The following is a 16,115-nucleotide window of genomic DNA, read 5'->3' as shown; positions in this document are numbered from 1 at the left end:
CTGGACAAGTCAAACTTTGACGATGCTAGTGGTGATCCACCACGGGTGAAAAGCGGTGCTTTTTAGCATAGTCACGCGGCGACACACCTGTTACCTTTTTGAAGATTCGGCTGAAGTAGAACTCATCGGCATACCCGACACTGCCAGCAATAGACTTCAGGCGGTAATCGGACAGTACCAGCAGCTCCTTGGCACGGTCTACACGCAAATGTGTCAAATAATCAATCGGGCTGTAGCCGATGTGTTTTTTGAATAATCTGGAATAATGGCTCACGCTCAAACCGGCTGTTTGCGCCAGGCCCTCTAGTGTAAGGGATTCTTGGTAATGTCCAATCATATAGTCCTGCGTCTGTTCGATGGCAGCGGTTGTATCCCCAGAGGTTTTTTGCGTCCGAAAATCTTGAATCAGAGTCAGAAAAAACTCCCAAAGTAATATTTTCCGCCGCATTGCGGTCATATGGCCTCTGCGCTTCCACAAAAGGTCCAACTGCTCGAACAAATAAATCAGCTGGGGAGTGTTCGTTACGGTATACATGCCTTCGAGTGGAAACGGCGAGTCCGCAGAGCTGCGATAAATCCACTGTTCCTTCTCCTCGTAAGTTTCCGTATAATGAAAACGGAGGAAGTAGTATTCAAGAGGTTGTTCCGGATCGGTCTCGCGTTCAACTACCATTCCCGGGCTGAAGCAAAAGAACTTCCCAGGCTCGGCAGGGTAATGCGTACCGTTAATGGTGAATGTACCTTTTCCCTTGATGACTAGCCATATAGAATGATGTTGAATGGCTCTAGGAACCTGGTGCCACTGGGGGCTGCATTTCTGATGACCGACCAGCAGGATGGAAATAACCAGTTTATTCAATCTTGCCGCCAGCTCACCGGGAGTTAACATTCGACTCACTCCTTGCGAGTTAATTTCAGATTATTTTATCATATGAAGGAGTACAAATGGACACATCAATTCAAAAACATTACTTTTCCACCCACCTGCTTACCTGGTACCGCCGCCATCGCCGTGATTTACCTTGGCGCCGCAGCCGTAACCCTTATTATATTTGGATATCCGAAGTGATGCTGCAGCAAACGCGCGTTGATACGGTAATCCCCTATTTCCACCGGTTTATTGAGCGGTTTCCTACTATGGAGTCTTTGGCTGACGCGCCTGAAGAAGATGTGCTGAAGCTGTGGGAGGGACTTGGCTATTATTCGCGGGCCCGTAATCTACAGGGCGCAATTCGGGAGGTGCAGGAGCGGTATGGAGGTACGGTGCCTGACACCAAAGAGGAAATTTCAACGTTAAAAGGAGTCGGCCCTTATACGGCAGGAGCCGTTCTAAGCATAGCCTATAACAAGCCGGAGCCGGCCGTAGACGGCAATGTTATGCGTGTATTGTCGCGCTACTTTCTCATAGAAGAAGACATTATGAAGCCCAAAACACGGGGCATTATGGAAAAGCTGGCTCAGGAGCTTATTCCTGAAGGGGCAGCGGGCGATTTCAACCAAGCGCTGATGGAGCTCGGAGCGATGGTATGTACACCTCGTTCGCCTCACTGTCTGACCTGTCCGGTTATGGAGCATTGTTCAGCTAGAGAAGCAGGGATGGAAGAAGAGCTGCCTGTGAAGAAAAAGGCCAAGCCTCCACGCCCGGAATTTAGGATAGCAGCTATTATTGAAGGCAAAGGTGATAATGAGGGGAAAGTGTTAATCCGACAAAGGCCGCAGGAAGGGCTTCTTGCTCGAATGTGGGAGCTTCCTCATGTAGAGGTGCCTTTAGCTTACGAAGCCGAGGAGCAGCCCGTTCTGCAAGCCATACCGGCATCGATAAGCTTGTTGACGGATCAATTAGCTGAAGAAACGATAGGTGTGTGCCCGGAACGCTGGTTTATGAGGGCCGAGCACACGTTTAGTCATATCCATTGGGATATGCAGGTCGTTGTTTGCAGCCTTGAGCCGTCGGTGCTGCCTACCGACTCCGGGATGCTTATGCCTTCTCGTTATCAATGGGTGGATTCGTCGATGATGGAGCAGTTTGCTTTTCCTAACGTGTTCTTAAAGCTGCTAAACCGTTATTTTCAAGAAAAGCAAAAATCATGAGGTAGGAGGGGGGAACAGCTTTTTCATGGCTTCCAGATTGTTAATGTAGATCATCTTTTTCTGAATCGTAATGATCTGGTCCTCCTGCAGCTCCTGCAGCACCTTGGTAACGGATTCCCTAACGGTCCCCGCCAGGTTAGCTAGCTGTTGGTGGGTCAGCTTCATGTTGATCATCAAATTGCCCTGCTTGATAATCCCGTGCTCCTCAGCCAATCGATGAACGACTTTAATGATACGCATCCGAACGTCGAGAAAGGTCAAGTCGTAGATCTGTTCATTGGCTTTGCGCAGCCTTTCCATATTCGCTTCGAGCAGTCTTAGGCTGAGCTTGGGTGTTCGTTCTAGAAATTGGTAAAATTCGGAACGGACTAAGGTGTAGATCGTGCTTGTCTCAAGTGTTTCAGCAGTTGCTGAACGAGTTAATCCCTTTTGGATCAGTGACATCTCTCCGAAAAAATCCCCATCACGGAATAGCGCGAGAATAATTTCCTTCGCGTAATCGATCCGGTAAATTTTGACGACGCCTGATTCAATCAGAAAAAACTCATCCCCTAAGTCTCCTTCAAAAAATATTATGGTGCCTTTTTTGAAAGTGCGCTCTACAAATAAGGGGGCAATAGCTTCCAACTCGTTAGTCGTTAAATCTTGAAAAATCGGGACATTCTGTAATAAAGGTATAAGTTTGCGCATAAAACTTCATCTCTTTTCCGGACTTAGTGAACCAGTGCATCTTCTCCAATGCGAAAAATCATGATGTGAAGGTGTTTCGAGAGATCAATCTCTTCCGGATGTCTCAAGTCCTCGCCGTGCTCATTCGTCAAAATCCGCACCACAGGTCGTTGTTTAAACATGGGGTTGATTTTGGACACAATGCCCAACCGGCCAGTACTTAAGCGGACGCTGAGGCCGACCGGATAAATAGCCACCTTATTTCGGAAAAATTCCACCTTACTCTTATCATACAACGTACCGGCTCCTGTGAAAAGCACTTCGATTGCTTGACCAGGAGGTAATGGGGCACGATAGGGCCGAGGATTGGTCATAGCGTCATAGGCATCCAATAATCCTACCCACTGAGCGAAAGGGTGCACGCCAGTTCCAGATAACCCCAAGGGGTAGCCTGTACCGTTGATTTTCTCATGATGCTGTAAGGCACAATGAGCTGAGAGAAGAGGGATGCCAGGTGTATCTTTTAATAGCTTGAAGCCGTACTCTGTATGCCTTTTAATTTCTTGGAACTCCACGGTTGTAAGAGCTGATTCTTTGAGTAGAAGCTCCATTGGAACCTAAGTGTTGCCGATATCATGGAACATAGCACCCAGGCTGAGTACTTCCAAGTCCTCACGGCTGTAGCCCTCTATCATCCCGATTCTGCTGGCATAGACGCATACATTCAGCGCGTTTTGGAAAAAGTGTTCATGGACAGAGAAAGTGCTCCGGTTCATGAGCATTAGCATGATAGTGTCATCCGCAGGTCGAACGTGCAGCCGCAGATCATCGTTAACCTGCTCGATGCACTGTAACGCCGTTTTGGAAAACGTATTTCTATCGCCTGCCGTCAACCCTTTCGAGCTTTGCAGTGTTTCGAAAATGCGGATCAGTTGACTCCTTACTACAGTTCTAGTTTCTGCTCTTAGTGCATCCTCGATATAAATATCATCGGTTCGGCTGTCTTCAATATAAAGCTGTTGGTAGCCCATTTGCTTTAATTTATTAATAAGGCCTTGGGACAGCTCGATCTGATAACCAAGCAAGGTTTGCCCTTCCTCTGACATAATAGGCTTGCCGAGCCGCATGCCAGGATGAACCATGGAGATTGGAATTAGTCTCATAGAACCAAACCACCTTTATAGTCTAGTTATTATGTCTTAAACAATGGGTCGCAAGTCATGTTAACTTACTTCCCATTGTTTCATAAGATAGGACTAATTTCTGTGGCATTCACAACATAATAGGAGAAAAAAAGGCCGAATTCGTCAAAAAAGTTAATTTTTAGGCAAATCAATCAAATTTAAGGCAAAAGAAACCCGGGATCTAGGGATCCCGGGTTTCTGGTTTTTACTTATTTTTAACTTATTTGCTTACAGCTGCATCGTAACGTTTGCCAACTTCAGACCAATTTACAACATTCCAGAACGCTGAAATATAGTCAGGGCGTTTGTTTTGATATTTCAAGTAGTAGGCATGCTCCCAAACGTCCAAGCCGAGGATCGGAGTGTTGCCTTCCGAAATCGGGCTGTCTTGGTTCGGAGTGCTGCTTACAACAAGCTTGCCTTCTGGTGTTACGGAAAGCCAAGCCCAGCCGCTTCCGAAACGAGTAGCGCCTGCTTTAGCCAAATCTTCTTTAAATTTATCAAAGCCGCCAAGCTCGCTAGCGATAGCATCAGCTAGTGCTCCTGTTGGTGCGCCGCCGCCGTTAGGTCCGATAATTTCCCAGAACAAGGAGTGGTTAGCATGACCGCCACCGTTGTTACGAACAGCTGCACGAATACCTTCAGGTAAGCTGTTAATGTCTGCGATCAATTCTTCGATGCTTTTAGCTTGAAGCTCAGGATGAGCCTCTAATGCTGCATTCAGGTTTGTAACATATGCGTTGTGGTGACGATCGTGGTGGATCATCATCGTTGTTTCGTCGATGTGTGGTTCCAAAGCGTTGTTTGCATAAGGCAGAGCTGGTAATTGATGTGCCATTCGTAAATACCTCCTAATGGATATGTAATTGCAATACATATTATCCCTTATTTTTGATATAAAAGCAACATGTATGTATATAAAGTGTGCGCGCTCGCGTTACTCCAGCTTTTCTGAAGATGGGATGGCCGCTATATTTTCAAACAGACTCTTACTAAAATCATTTTTCAGTCCCTCTTTTGGATCTCTTGTATGATCTGACCCAGCATAGCCGTTCCCTGTGCATTAAGCCAAGGGGACAAATCGTTCATCACCCGTTGATGATAATGCAGCTCTTCGTTTGTCCAAGCAGATGATTTTACTTCGTTAAGCTCATGAATACGCCGGATGTCTGTGCTGGTTGTTGCGTTGGTCATTTGATTACACCTCCTTAAGATTCGTGTTTAGTGAAACTGACTTCGCAAAGGCTGCCTGATTTAGGTGCTGCTAATCTCTCCTATAGTAAAATATCACTACCTTGATATTTTTATGCAGAACAGTCCTTTCTAAATAAAAATAAGTATAAATACCTAGATATTAAGCAGATGAAAGTAAAAACATAAAAAAGTAAGGAATTAGAATCAATGTAAACGCTTAATATACAGCGCTTTCACGAGTATTTTAAATTATTGTTAAGTTTTTCACAGTTTTTTGGAGAACTGAGCAGGAATATTGCGATTTTTGTCGTATTTTATTTTAATGCATAAAATTTAAGTTGCGGGGAGAATGCAGAAGATGCTTGTTCGTTCCTTCCAATTATCCGATTATGTTTCCGTTACAGAGCTATTCAACAACGTGTTGACAGAGGCCTGTTATGAGGAAACTATGGAAGCTTTTGCAAGACAACTTTCCTGGGATAGTGAACTTGTACTCATCGCTGTCGAAAACGAACAAATCGTAGGCGTTATCGTAGGTACGATTGATAACCACGAAGGTTACTATTACCGGATTGCCGTAAGCGAGCAATTTCAACGCCGAGGGATCGGCAAAGCATTGATTGAGTCCATGAGACAACGTTTTGTGCAAAGAAAAGTAAAGCGGATTTTGATTACAGTAGATATTCATAACGAAATGATCTTACCGGTATACGAGTCGGCTGGGTATCAAGCTACCGATTTTTCACGTACGGCTCATCGGCTGAGTATCGTAAACGGCTAATAGCTGCTGCAAGACCATACGGAATAAGGTGCTTAGACTAGCATAGCCAACTCGCACACGCAGAGGCTGTGCTTTTTTGTTTTTTGGAGAATTGTGTCGAAGGAATGCGGCTATTTTCAATTCGGAGCGATTTTTATTAGACCAGTTATGTTGGCTCTTGAAAGCCGACTTGCATAAGTTTATGCTAGTAAGAATAGGCTTCTTTCTCCAGCCTTTCAATGAAGATGCGTCTGTCGTTTGCTGCTATCGGATAAGACTGCGAAACGGTGATTGCGGTGCGTGGACATGTTAAAATAGAAAGGTTTGGACCGTTATGTCTACTTTTGCTTCCTATATAATAAAAAGCTTCAAGCATGATGGACATCTGCATAGAATGTGGCTTGAAAATGCACTTGTTCCTGAGACGCTGCTGCATGAATCGCATAAAGCTGAGGCCATAAATGTCTTTATCAATTGCCAAACTAAAATTGTCGAAGCGGATGGGAAAGAATGGGTTAGCAGAATTCCTGGAGTTTCATTTTTCGTTCCCAAGCAATGGTTTAATGTCGTTGCCCTACTGGAGGAATCAGGGGTACGTTATTATTGTAATATTGCATCCCCACCTTATGTTACCGGCAATGTCCTGACCTATATCGATTATGATCTGGACGTCATTCGGCTGCCAAATGGGGATGTGCATATCGTTGATCAAGAAGAATACGAGCGTCACAAGCAAAGTTATCATTACTCGAGCATTGTTGATAGCAAGGTGAAGCAGGGATTGAGAGACTTATTGAAACGAATTGAGAAGAATAGCGCGCCCTTTCATGAGGAATTGGTGAATTATTACTATCGCGAATGGGAAAAGTGGAAGGGTCGAGGGACGGAGGCGTAGCATGAATTTTTTTGCTCCGAAGAAAGCGAGTAGCGAACTGACCGGAGAAAAAGGAATGGATGAGGGCTCTTCCGGATTTTTGGCGGAGGTATGGGATTGGATGAAATCGGTTGTGATTGCCCTTTTCATTGTTATACTCATTCATCAATACGGATTCCATCTTTCGACGGTGAAGGGTTCTTCCATGAAGCCTACCCTGGAGGAAGGGGAATGGTTGTTTATTAACAAAGCCGCTCGGTATACAGGGACTCCCCAGCGGGGTGATATTATTGTCGTGAAGGAGCCTGAAGGCATTGAGACGGACCATCCATATCTGGTGAAGCGTGTCGTTGCAGTCGCGGGGGATGAAGTGACAATTCGTCAGGGCAAACTGTTCATCAACGGAGACGAGATGCAGGAGGCCTACACGGATTCTCCTATTGAAGATGGGCGCTTTGATCCTTATACCGTTCAGAAAGGCTGTTTGTTCGTTATGGGAGATAACAGGCACCGTCAAGCCAGCTATGACAGCCGTAGTTTCGGCGCAGTGTCGGTGGACCAGGTCGAAGGACGTGCAGACTTGATCGTCTGGCCATTGAAAAATTTTAGAGAGCTATAACTAGGCGAGGTGATATTTGCAATGTCGGAGGCTTCAACAGATTGGAGCAGCATAGATTGGGATCAGTTGAAGGTTGATATGCAGAAAGCCGCCGCAGAATTAGGGATCGATAAGATTGGTATTTCCAGCGCTGATCCATTCAGCGAGCTGAAGGATAAATTGCTCCATCACCGTGAGAAAGGCTTTGAATCAGGCTTTGAAGAGCCTGATCTGGACAAGAGGACGGACCCTGCGCTTAGTTTATCAGAGCCGAGGTCTATCATCTCGATTGCTATTGCCTATCCTTCGAAGCTTAAGGATGCGCCGCGCTCAGAGAAGGGAGCTTACCGCGGCATTTTGTCACGGTCGGCCTGGGGGATGGACTACCACTATGTGCTTAGGAATAGGCTGCAGCGGCTGGAAGCATGGATTCGCAAGCGACTTCCCAATGCTCGAATGGAAAGCATGGTAGATACCGGCGCCTTAGTAGACAGGGCTGTTGCTGAGAGAGCGGGCATTGGTTGGAGCGGGAAGAACTGCTCCATCATTACACCGGAGTTCGGGTCATGGGTGTATTTGGGGGAAATGGTTACGAATCTACCCCTTAGGCCGGATACGCCTGTAACGGAAAGCTGTGGAGATTGTACATTATGCATTGACGCTTGCCCAACGGGAGCATTGGTAGGTCCCGGGCAGCTCAATTCCCAGCTCTGTATTTCATTTATTACGCAAACCAAAGGTCATATTGAAGATGATATAATGAAAGAGAAGATTGGCAACCGACTTTACGGCTGTGACACTTGTCAGATCGTATGCCCCAAGAATAAAGGAAAGAATTGGACCCACCAACCAGAATTGCAGCCTGATCCCGAGCAAGCCAAGCCCCTGCTCCTTCCACTGCTTGAGATGAGCAATCGCGAGTTCAAGGAACGCTTCGGCTCAAGCTCTGCGGCTTGGAGGGGAAGGAAGCCTATTCAGCGTAACGCTATATTGGCACTAGGACATTTTCGAGATGAGAGCGCGGTTTCCACTTTGATCAGGCTTCTGGAACGGGATGAACGGCCTGAAATTCGCGCAGCAGCTTCTTGGGCGTTAGGGAGAATTGGAGGCGAGCTAGCGATGGCTGCACTCCATGAGAGGCTGGCAGTGGAACAGGACGCTACCGTGCGTAAGGAGATGGAGAAGGCCTATGGCACATATGAGCTACATTGAAATTGAATCACTCATTGGCCCTTTGGTGCTTGGTGCAACCGAAAAGGGGCTTTGCCAGATCGAGTTTGGGCGATTTGCCGATGTAGCACCTAAGCTCCAAAAGTGGTCCGAGCGTTGGTTCCAAACGCGTGAGTGGCGAGTGGACATGCCTATGCTGAAGGAAACGAGCGATCAGCTGAAGCAATATTTTGCTGGTGATCGGACACAATTTGAGCTGCAGCTGGATTTAAGAGGGACTTCTTTTCAGCTGAAGGTGTGGCAAGCGTTGAGTCGAATTCCTTATGGCATCGTATGTTCATATAAGGACATTGGGAAGGCAGTGGACTCGGTGAAGGCTGTTCGAGCTGTTGGAGGAGCTAATAACCGTAATCCTATACCGATTATTGTACCGTGCCATCGTGTTATTGGGGCAAATGGGACCTTGGTTGGTTATGGCGGGGGACTGGATGTCAAAACTTGTTTATTGCAGCATGAAGGCTACAAGATCGAGAATAAAGAAGCTCTAAGGAGAGAACCCGATGAGGTACGTACACGTTGATAATGTCGAGCAGGGGCAGCATTTAGGAAGGACGATTTTTTCCGGTAACGGGGCCGTTTTGTTGTCAGAAGGGGTTCAGCTAACGGTTTATATGATCACAACATTAAAACGTATCGGGGTTACAATGATTTATATTAAGGACCCGCTTTTTGAGGATATTGAAATAGTTGATATTATTTCTGATGAGACGAAACGCGCCGTAATACAGCGTATGGGCGACACCTTCGATTCTATCCGCTCGGGTAAAGATTTCAACACTAAGAATCTCAATGTAAGCATAGATAGTCTGCTGGATGAGATCATGAAAAACAAAGATGTATTGGTTCAGTTATCTGACATTCGGACTAAGGATAATGAAATGTATGTCCATGCCCTTAATGTGTGCATGATGTCTGTGATGATTGGCATTCAGATGGAACTTCCCGCGACCCAATTACGCGAGTTGGCGATAGGGGCTATGCTGCACGATATAGGTAAGGTAGAGAAAATCACAAACGACGAAGCAGAGGATGTTAAGCTGCACCATACATGGCGTGGGTTTGAGGTACTGAAAAATAAACGCGAGCTCAGTCTGTTGATAGCCCATGTATCGTTTCAGCATCATGAGCGGGTCGATGGCACCGGATTCCCAAGAGGGATGCAGGGAGATCAGATCCATCTGTATGCCAAAATCACAGCAGTTGCCAACACCTACGATAACCTGTTGTTCGATTTATCGCTTGGTCGGCGCATGCTTCCGCATGAAGCTTGTGAGCATATGACGGCATTGGCCGATACGCAATTGGATCGGGAGATTGTAATTCACTTCTTACGAACCGTCTCTGTATATCCAACAGGTGCTTCAGTCCGTTTGTCCACTAAGGAAACAGGCGTGGTAGTCGGTCAACACAGAGGGCTTCCGGGACGTCCGGTTGTTCGTATTGTAAAAGCGGAATCGGGTACTGACTTGGAGGTCAAAGAAGTCGATCTTGCTAAGCTGACAACTGTATTCATTGATAACGTTTTAACCTAATTGAAGAGTGAATAGCTAACCTGTTTTTATAAATTGGAATAAGAACCTGTTTGAATGCGGACCGTTGATTTGCTATGATGATACAATGATAACTTACTGAATGGAGTGTAGATCAAACATGTGGATATATATTACTTCCGCCATAACTTTGATTGTTGGTGCAGTAGGCGGCTTTTTTGCAGGAGTATACTATTTGCGTAAACAGCTTGAGAAAATGCAAAGCGATCCTGCTATGCTTCAAGAAATGGCCAAAAAAATGGGTTACAACATGAACAAGCAGCAGCTGAACAAAGCTCAGCAAATGATGAAAAAACAAAAGTTCCGCTAATAGACGCGAGTTTTCCAGTTAAATAAGTTTCGCTCAAGCGAAACTCAGTTCACGCTTACGAAGTAAGTTTTTGCTTACGCAAAAACTCTTAGGAGGTAAAGTAATGCCGGCAAAAGAGTATAAGAACACTAGTGTTGATGCAAACCGAGCATTAATTGAAGGACATGTGCGTGAGATACTTCGCCTGATCGGTGAAGATGTTGACCGGGAAGGCCTGTTGGATACTCCGGCTAGGGTTACCCGGATGTATGAAGAGATATTTGCAGGATATGAAGCTGACTACAAGGATATTCTGGGCGTGGCGTTTGACGAAAAGCATGAAGAATTGGTTATTGTCAAAGACATCGTCTATTACAGTCAATGTGAGCATCATATGGCACCTTTTTTCGGGAAAATTCATATTGGTTATATACCAAGCGGGAAAATTGCCGGACTTAGCAAGTTCGCTCGTCTAGTCGAGGCGGTAACACGCAGGCTGCAGGTACAAGAGCGGATCACTTCGGAGCTTGCCGATATCATTGATCAAGAATTGTCTCCGCATGGCTGCATGGTCGTTGTAGAGGGCGAGCATCTGTGCATGTGCGCTCGGGGAGTTAAGAAGACGGGCAGCAAAACAGTCACATCCGCAGTACGTGGTTTGTTCCGCACGGATTCTGCATCCCGATCTGAGTTTTTGTCTCTGATCCGGCACCAGTAGTAAGCGGTGTAAGGCTCAAAGGCTGAGGCTTGTGATCTGATTTGGTAGATACAGATAGGAAAAGGATATAGGGGAAGTGTTATTCCTATGTCCTTTTTTTTATGCTCTAAATGCAGCGCTGGATCACGGTAGAGCTAAGTTATGCTTGGAATAGAAAAAGAGGTTGATTAAAAAACGGGGACAATTTATAATCGAGTAGTAAAACGTTATCCTAACTACAATACTCTTTTGTTCGATGATAAGGAAGTTTGAATTTTGTGATACACTTGCGTCGGATGAATGTGGTAAATGTACTTGTCCCTTAACTGGATGCGGGAGTTGCTGGTTCTGGTGTTTTCCAACAGTCGACATGGGATCGTACTATTGAATGATTACAAGCGATTAGGCAGGACTTTTTTAAGAAAATAGTGAAACGTTATACTATCAAAAGATGTTTAGGAGGAAAAGGTGATGAGTAGTATGAGGAAGTTTATTAATGATCCCGAAAATGTAGTGGATGACATGTTGGAAGGATTGCTGCTCGCTCATTCAGATCAATTAAAAAGCGTGAGAAAGGATAATCGCGCACTTGTAAGAGCGGATGCACCTGTGCAAGGTAAAGTTGCCATTGCTACCGGTGGCGGTTCCGGACACCTTCCATTGTTTTTGGGATACGTGGGAAAAGGGATGTTAGACGGCGTGGCTGTAGGGGATATTTTTGCATCGCCCAATCCCAATCAGATGCTGGATGCGACCCGCGCAATCCATGGAGGCAAAGGTGTTCTCTATATCTATGGTAATTACGGTGGTGATGTTATGAATTTTGATACCGCTTCCGAACTCGCTGATCTGGAAAATATCCGTGTAGAGAGTGTAGTCGCGACCGATGATGTTGCCTCGATGCCGAAGAGTCATGAACAACAGCGGCGTGGTGTTGCAGGGATGTTCTACCTGTATAAGCTTGCTGCAGCCAAAGCAGAGACAGGTGCGGATTTGGATGAGGTTAAAAGAGTTGCGGAAAAAGCTAATTCGAGAGTTCGTACCATGGGTGTGGCACTAAGTCCATGTATACTACCTGCAGTGGGACACCCAACATTCCACATTGGTGAAGGCGAGATGGAAGTGGGGATGGGTATTCACGGAGAGCCTGGCATTCAGCACGGAAAAATCCAATCTGCTGACGAAATCGCCAAAACGCTGGTTTCTTCGATTCTTCAGGATATGCCTATCGAGAAGGGGCAGAAGGTATCCGTATTGATCAATGGTTTGGGCGCGACCCCGCTAGAGGAATTATATATCGTTTACAAAGCTGTTCATACCTTGCTCGAAGGATATGGAATCGAGGTTTATAGCCGATATATCGGTGAATTTGCCACTTCGTTAGAAATGGCCGGACTTTCCGTTTCAATTCTAAATATGGATGAAGAGCTGCGTGAATTGATTGATGTTCCATTCCATACCCCATTCCGCGTGCAAATTTAATAACAGTAAGTTGAAAGGAGAATAAGGATGAAAGAACTTCTTCACAAATCCGATATAATTCAAATTTTAGAAGCAATAAGCAAGATCATGGATGACAGCAAAGACGAATTATGTAGGCTTGATGGAGCCTTAGGCGATGGCGATATCGGATTGACAATGTCCAAGGGATTTAAGGCAATCGTTTCTAATATTCCAGCTATTCCGGATGAAGATATTAGTGGGTTGTTTGTTAAAAGCGCACTTGTCATGGGAGATACGGTAGCTTCAACGATGGGGACGCTATTCTCCACAGCTTTATTAAGAGGCGGCAAAGCGCTTTCCGGTAAGACCGAATTGTCGGGCGAGGACTTGATCCTGTTTATTGAGGCTATGATTAAAGGGATAAGCGATAGAGGTAAGGCGCAGGTTGGTGATAAAACGATATTGGATGCGTTAGTGCCAGCAGCAGAAGCGATGGTTTTAGCAAATCGGGAACAAGCTACTTTAAAAGAAATAATTAGCAAAGGCTACGAGGCTGCTGAGAGTGGTGTTGCAAAGACGATTGCCATGCAATCGAAGCACGGAAGAGCGGGCAGGTATTTAGAGCGGTCTATCGGTCTTCAAGACCCCGGGGCTACTGTGGGAGCTTTATTTTTAAAGGGATTTGTTAATTATTTGGGTTAAAAGCATACTTCAACAGGTGTACCTATTATTTTATGATGCAACCTTGGCTAAAACTATGCTAAGACTATATACTATAATAAAACATAATCTTAGTCATTGTGTTTGTTATTGCCAGGAGGATTTTTATGAAAAAAACTACAATAATAGATGTTGCTAAAAGCGCGGGAGTATCCATTGGGACAGTCTCGAAGGTTTTAAATAATAAAGACTACGTAAGTGTTGAAGTGAAGAAAAAGGTGCAGGACACGATAGAGCGATTGAACTATCAGGTAAATGCTAACGCAAGAAGCTTAAAAGCGTTAAAAACGAATAAAATCGGTGTTATTGTTTCGGATATTTCTAATATTTATATGATGTCTTTAGCAAAAGTAATTGAAGACAGAGTTCGATCGATGAATTATCACATGTTAATTATGAGCCATAATGAAGATGTGACTACCGAACGTGAGGTGCTTCAATTGATCTTGGAGCAGAGAGTAGATGCACTGATTCTTGTCCCCACAGGCGGTAACGTCGACATGATCCAATCTGTTATAAATAATAAGATTCCTGTAGTTATTGTTGATAGGAAGGTAGAAGGCATAACAAGTGATATTATTGTTGATGATAATTATTACGGATCGTACGAAGCCGTTTCTTATTTGCATTCTTTGGGCCATACAAGGATTGGCGTTATACACGGCACAGAAAATATTTCAATCGGAAAAGAGAGATTGGAAGGTGCTCTGGCCGCAATAGATAAGCTGGAATGCTCCAAAGACAAGTCCTTGATAGTGGCTGGGAAATTCAAAGCCGAGGAGGCGTACAAGGCAACTATTGAATTGTTACTGCTTCCAGAGAGACCAACAGCCATATATTGCTGTAATAATAGAATGACTGTAGGTATGCTTAAGGCCATACAAGAACAAGGACTGAAAATACCCGAAGAAATTTCTATCATAACATTTGGTGATAGTACGCAATGGGAGCTTGTGCAACCTCCATTAACATTAATTACTCAATCTTTATTGAGGATCGGAGTAGAGGCAGCGGCTATACTTAAAAATAGGCTCACCATGACAGAGTCGTTTGAACCCAAACAAATCGTTATAAGGCCCGAGCTGTTGATTCGAGGATCATGTTCAAAGCCTCAACAGTAGATTGGTTAGTGCTGATTAAAACCTCCCCTGAACTATTTTAGTATTTTTGTATTGAAATGTAAGGGGAAACAAATTATAATACAAATGTAGTAAAACGTTTTACTATATCGGATGGAAACAACACAAATCAAGTAGGAAATGGTAGTAATTAGCCGTTTTTAGTGTACTAATGATTGAATAAATCTGTTTATTTAATGAAACGTTATACTAATGAATGGCTGATATGCACAAAAGGTAAACAATAAAGGATTTAATATGAAACTCAATACTGTACAAAAGGGTATAACTAACATTAGGAGATGAAGAGAATGAAACATTTATACGGTGTGACTACAGCTATGGTGACTCCATTCGATGAGAATGGAAAGGTTGATTTGGGGATGGTTGAACAAATCGCCGAGTTTCTGATTTCCAAAGGAGTACACTGCTTATACCCGCTTGGGACAACAGGCGAAATGCTGAGAATGTCTGTGGAAGAAAGAAAAGCCGTTGCTGAAACGGTTGTTAAAAAAGCTAATAAACGTGTAACCGTATACATACATACAGGAGCTATGAATGAAGAAGATACAATTGCCCTCTCCAAGCATGCCTATGAAATTGGCGCAGACGGTATCGGCGTAGTTTCACCTGTCTTCTTCGTTGCAAATGATAAAGAGCTGGAGACTTATTTTGTTAATGTGGCTTCGAGTATACCGGATAACTTTCCAATGTATTTATACGGAATCCCACAATTAGCAGGGAATGATATTAAACCGGAAGTAGCACAGCGTGTGGCCGACCGTTGCAAGAACGTCATTGGCTTTAAATACAGCTATCCTGATTATCTGCGTGTTAACGACTATCTTGCAGTAAATCAAGGGGAGTTTTCGGTTGTGCCTGGAGCAGATAAACTATTTCTTCCTGCATTAGCCATGGGTTGTGAGGGTGTGGTGTCAGGTGTTTCTTGTGCATATCCGGAGCCATTTGTGGCTGTTTATAACGCATTTATAGAAAATGATATCATCAAGGCGAGAAGAATGCAGCGTATTGCCATTAAATACTGTGAATTGTTGAAGAATGGGAGCAATATGTCATTCTATAAAGAGGCTCTCAAATTAAGAGGGATTGAGGCAGGGTTCATGAAAGCACCGCAATTGGATCTTACACAGGACGAAGTGAAAGCGCTCGCAGCGGCATTAAAAGAGTTGAATGAAGAGGCAAGCGAGTTATTCGCATAATCGTCAAAGGAAGTGAGTTAGAATGGGCAAGCAAAATGCGGGGGTTTGGGTGGGAGTTTCGTTATTCTTATTCGCTGCAGTCCTTTTTTGGCAGTCATTGTCTCTGAAATATCAAACGAATTTCGGGCCAGGGCCAGGAATGTTTCCGAGATGGTTGATTGCCATTCTTATGCTGTTTTCCTTGATCTACATATGGCAATCCATTAAAAAGGTTGTTATACGCTTTGCCGATGTTTTTCCAAAGGGGAGAGAACTGGGAAATGTTCTCTCCGTCCTGACTTCGGTTGTAGTGTTTATGTTAATTGTAAATTTTGTCGGCTTTATTACTGCGGGTACTGTATTGCTGTTTATGTTGTTTGCTCGTGAATACAAGTGGTATTCAGCGCTAGGCATTTCTCTTTTAGTATCCATCCTCCTGTTTGTGATATTTAAGTCAGCGTTCAGCATACCGCTTCCAGTAAATGTATGGGGATGGTGA

At 44.5% G+C, this 16,115-nt stretch carries 20 protein-coding genes; 14 read left to right on the top strand and 6 right to left on the bottom strand.

Features of this window, described 5'->3' with window-relative positions; genetic code table 11:
• Nucleotides 1-25 precede the first annotated feature (25 nt).
• Nucleotides 26-889 carry an AraC family transcriptional regulator gene (locus GC093_RS10040; RefSeq protein WP_171651738.1) on the bottom strand — a complete coding sequence of 288 codons (864 nt, stop codon included), beginning with the start codon at nt 887-889 and terminating at the stop codon, nt 26-28.
• A 56-nt stretch (nt 890-945) separates the two neighbouring features.
• Here GC093_RS10040 and mutY point away from each other — a divergent pair, with 56 nt between their 5' ends.
• Nucleotides 946-2,091 carry an A/G-specific adenine glycosylase gene (mutY, locus tag GC093_RS10035; RefSeq protein WP_171651737.1) on the top strand — a complete coding sequence of 382 codons (1,146 nt, stop codon included), beginning with the start codon at nt 946-948 and terminating at the stop codon, nt 2,089-2,091.
• Here mutY and GC093_RS10030 read toward each other — a convergent pair.
• From GC093_RS10030 to yfhS, 5 genes are all read right to left on the bottom strand, one after another.
• Nucleotides 2,086-2,781 carry a Crp/Fnr family transcriptional regulator gene (locus GC093_RS10030; RefSeq protein WP_171651736.1) on the bottom strand — a complete coding sequence of 232 codons (696 nt, stop codon included), beginning with the start codon at nt 2,779-2,781 and terminating at the stop codon, nt 2,086-2,088. The two genes, mutY and GC093_RS10030, sit on opposite strands and share 6 nt — an antisense overlap.
• Before the next feature lie 23 nt (nt 2,782-2,804).
• Nucleotides 2,805-3,371, bottom strand: a complete 567-nt coding sequence (locus GC093_RS10025) for an HD-GYP domain-containing protein (protein ID WP_171651735.1) — start codon at nt 3,369-3,371, stop codon at nt 2,805-2,807.
• Between the two features lie 6 nt (nt 3,372-3,377).
• Nucleotides 3,378-3,923, bottom strand: coding sequence for an HD-GYP domain-containing protein (locus GC093_RS10020; protein ID WP_171651734.1), 546 nt, complete (start codon nt 3,921-3,923; stop codon nt 3,378-3,380).
• Between the two features lie 241 nt (nt 3,924-4,164).
• Nucleotides 4,165-4,782 carry a superoxide dismutase gene (locus GC093_RS10015; RefSeq protein ID WP_171651733.1) on the bottom strand — a complete coding sequence of 206 codons (618 nt, stop codon included), beginning with the start codon at nt 4,780-4,782 and terminating at the stop codon, nt 4,165-4,167.
• A gap of 167 nt (nt 4,783-4,949) precedes the next feature.
• Entirely contained in the window at nt 4,950-5,138 is a 189-nt protein-coding gene (gene yfhS, locus GC093_RS10010) for a mother cell protein YfhS (protein WP_171651732.1), read from the bottom strand.
• A gap of 358 nt (nt 5,139-5,496) precedes the next feature.
• Between yfhS and GC093_RS10005 the strand changes: the two genes are divergently transcribed.
• From GC093_RS10005 to GC093_RS09945, 13 genes are all read left to right on the top strand, one after another.
• Complete coding sequence (locus tag GC093_RS10005; protein WP_171651731.1) at nt 5,497-5,919, top strand: GNAT family N-acetyltransferase; 423 nt, start codon at nt 5,497-5,499, stop codon at nt 5,917-5,919.
• A 313-nt stretch (nt 5,920-6,232) separates the two neighbouring features.
• Nucleotides 6,233-6,793 (top strand): DUF402 domain-containing protein, encoded by a 561-nt coding sequence (locus tag GC093_RS10000; RefSeq protein WP_171651730.1) that lies wholly within the window; start codon nt 6,233-6,235, stop codon nt 6,791-6,793.
• Nucleotide 6,794: 1 nt separating this feature from the next.
• Nucleotides 6,795-7,391, top strand: a complete 597-nt coding sequence (gene lepB / locus GC093_RS09995) for a signal peptidase I (RefSeq protein WP_246314016.1) — start codon at nt 6,795-6,797, stop codon at nt 7,389-7,391.
• A 21-nt stretch (nt 7,392-7,412) separates the two neighbouring features.
• Nucleotides 7,413-8,582: a tRNA epoxyqueuosine(34) reductase QueG gene (gene queG / locus GC093_RS09990; RefSeq protein ID WP_171651729.1), complete on the top strand. Its 1,170-nt coding sequence runs from the start codon at nt 7,413-7,415 to the stop codon at nt 8,580-8,582.
• Nucleotides 8,560-9,120, top strand: a complete 561-nt coding sequence (locus GC093_RS09985) for a methylated-DNA--[protein]-cysteine S-methyltransferase (protein WP_171651728.1) — start codon at nt 8,560-8,562, stop codon at nt 9,118-9,120. Before queG ends, GC093_RS09985 begins: the two co-directional genes overlap by 23 nt.
• Entirely contained in the window at nt 9,101-10,132 is a 1,032-nt protein-coding gene (locus tag GC093_RS09980; protein WP_171651727.1) for an HD-GYP domain-containing protein, read from the top strand. Before GC093_RS09985 ends, GC093_RS09980 begins: the two co-directional genes overlap by 20 nt.
• Before the next feature lie 118 nt (nt 10,133-10,250).
• Nucleotides 10,251-10,460, top strand: a complete 210-nt coding sequence (locus tag GC093_RS09975) for a YneF family protein (protein WP_171651726.1) — start codon at nt 10,251-10,253, stop codon at nt 10,458-10,460.
• A gap of 103 nt (nt 10,461-10,563) precedes the next feature.
• Entirely contained in the window at nt 10,564-11,157 is a 594-nt protein-coding gene (gene folE / locus GC093_RS09970) for a GTP cyclohydrolase I FolE (RefSeq protein ID WP_171651725.1), read from the top strand.
• A gap of 459 nt (nt 11,158-11,616) precedes the next feature.
• Nucleotides 11,617-12,618 carry a dihydroxyacetone kinase subunit DhaK gene (locus tag GC093_RS09965; RefSeq protein ID WP_171651953.1) on the top strand — a complete coding sequence of 334 codons (1,002 nt, stop codon included), beginning with the start codon at nt 11,617-11,619 and terminating at the stop codon, nt 12,616-12,618.
• Between the two features lie 27 nt (nt 12,619-12,645).
• Nucleotides 12,646-13,281, top strand: coding sequence for a dihydroxyacetone kinase subunit DhaL (dhaL, locus tag GC093_RS09960; protein WP_171651724.1), 636 nt, complete (start codon nt 12,646-12,648; stop codon nt 13,279-13,281).
• A 125-nt stretch (nt 13,282-13,406) separates the two neighbouring features.
• Nucleotides 13,407-14,420 carry a LacI family DNA-binding transcriptional regulator gene (locus tag GC093_RS09955; protein WP_171651723.1) on the top strand — a complete coding sequence of 338 codons (1,014 nt, stop codon included), beginning with the start codon at nt 13,407-13,409 and terminating at the stop codon, nt 14,418-14,420.
• Between the two features lie 308 nt (nt 14,421-14,728).
• The gene (locus GC093_RS09950; RefSeq protein ID WP_171651722.1) at nt 14,729-15,637 is read left to right on the top strand and encodes a dihydrodipicolinate synthase family protein; all 909 of its coding nucleotides are present in this window, start codon (nt 14,729-14,731) and stop codon (nt 15,635-15,637) included.
• A gap of 22 nt (nt 15,638-15,659) precedes the next feature.
• Nucleotides 15,660-16,115: a tripartite tricarboxylate transporter TctB family protein gene (locus tag GC093_RS09945; RefSeq protein ID WP_171651721.1), complete on the top strand. Its 456-nt coding sequence runs from the start codon at nt 15,660-15,662 to the stop codon at nt 16,113-16,115.

The organism is Paenibacillus foliorum (assembly GCF_013141765.1).
GTDB lineage: Bacteria > Bacillota > Bacilli > Paenibacillales > NBRC-103111 > Paenibacillus_S > Paenibacillus_S foliorum.
Note: the sequence above shows the minus strand (reverse complement) of the source record. Positions and strands in the feature narration are given on the sequence as shown.

Coding starts and splice junctions, on each gene's coding strand:
- GC093_RS09965 (WP_171651953.1), top strand. CDS start 11,617: ATGAGGAAGTTTATTAATGATCCCGAAAATGTAGTGGATGACATGTTG.
- dhaL (WP_171651724.1), top strand. CDS start 12,646: ATGAAAGAACTTCTTCACAAATCCGATATAATTCAAATTTTAGAAGCA.
- queG (WP_171651729.1), top strand. CDS start 7,413: ATGTCGGAGGCTTCAACAGATTGGAGCAGCATAGATTGGGATCAGTTG.
- lepB (WP_246314016.1), top strand. CDS start 6,795: ATGAATTTTTTTGCTCCGAAGAAAGCGAGTAGCGAACTGACCGGAGAA.
- GC093_RS10000 (WP_171651730.1), top strand. CDS start 6,233: ATGTCTACTTTTGCTTCCTATATAATAAAAAGCTTCAAGCATGATGGA.
- folE (WP_171651725.1), top strand. CDS start 10,564: ATGCCGGCAAAAGAGTATAAGAACACTAGTGTTGATGCAAACCGAGCA.
- yfhS (WP_171651732.1), bottom strand. CDS start 5,138: ATGACCAACGCAACAACCAGCACAGACATCCGGCGTATTCATGAGCTT.
- mutY (WP_171651737.1), top strand. CDS start 946: ATGGACACATCAATTCAAAAACATTACTTTTCCACCCACCTGCTTACC.
- GC093_RS09950 (WP_171651722.1), top strand. CDS start 14,729: ATGAAACATTTATACGGTGTGACTACAGCTATGGTGACTCCATTCGAT.
- GC093_RS09955 (WP_171651723.1), top strand. CDS start 13,407: ATGAAAAAAACTACAATAATAGATGTTGCTAAAAGCGCGGGAGTATCC.
- GC093_RS10025 (WP_171651735.1), bottom strand. CDS start 3,371: ATGGAGCTTCTACTCAAAGAATCAGCTCTTACAACCGTGGAGTTCCAA.
- GC093_RS10040 (WP_171651738.1), bottom strand. CDS start 889: ATGTTAACTCCCGGTGAGCTGGCGGCAAGATTGAATAAACTGGTTATT.
- GC093_RS10015 (WP_171651733.1), bottom strand. CDS start 4,782: ATGGCACATCAATTACCAGCTCTGCCTTATGCAAACAACGCTTTGGAA.
- GC093_RS09975 (WP_171651726.1), top strand. CDS start 10,251: ATGTGGATATATATTACTTCCGCCATAACTTTGATTGTTGGTGCAGTA.
- GC093_RS10020 (WP_171651734.1), bottom strand. CDS start 3,923: ATGAGACTAATTCCAATCTCCATGGTTCATCCTGGCATGCGGCTCGGC.
- GC093_RS10030 (WP_171651736.1), bottom strand. CDS start 2,781: ATGCGCAAACTTATACCTTTATTACAGAATGTCCCGATTTTTCAAGAT.
- GC093_RS09945 (WP_171651721.1), top strand. CDS start 15,660: ATGGGCAAGCAAAATGCGGGGGTTTGGGTGGGAGTTTCGTTATTCTTA.
- GC093_RS09980 (WP_171651727.1), top strand. CDS start 9,101: ATGAGGTACGTACACGTTGATAATGTCGAGCAGGGGCAGCATTTAGGA.
- GC093_RS09985 (WP_171651728.1), top strand. CDS start 8,560: ATGGCACATATGAGCTACATTGAAATTGAATCACTCATTGGCCCTTTG.
- GC093_RS10005 (WP_171651731.1), top strand. CDS start 5,497: ATGCTTGTTCGTTCCTTCCAATTATCCGATTATGTTTCCGTTACAGAG.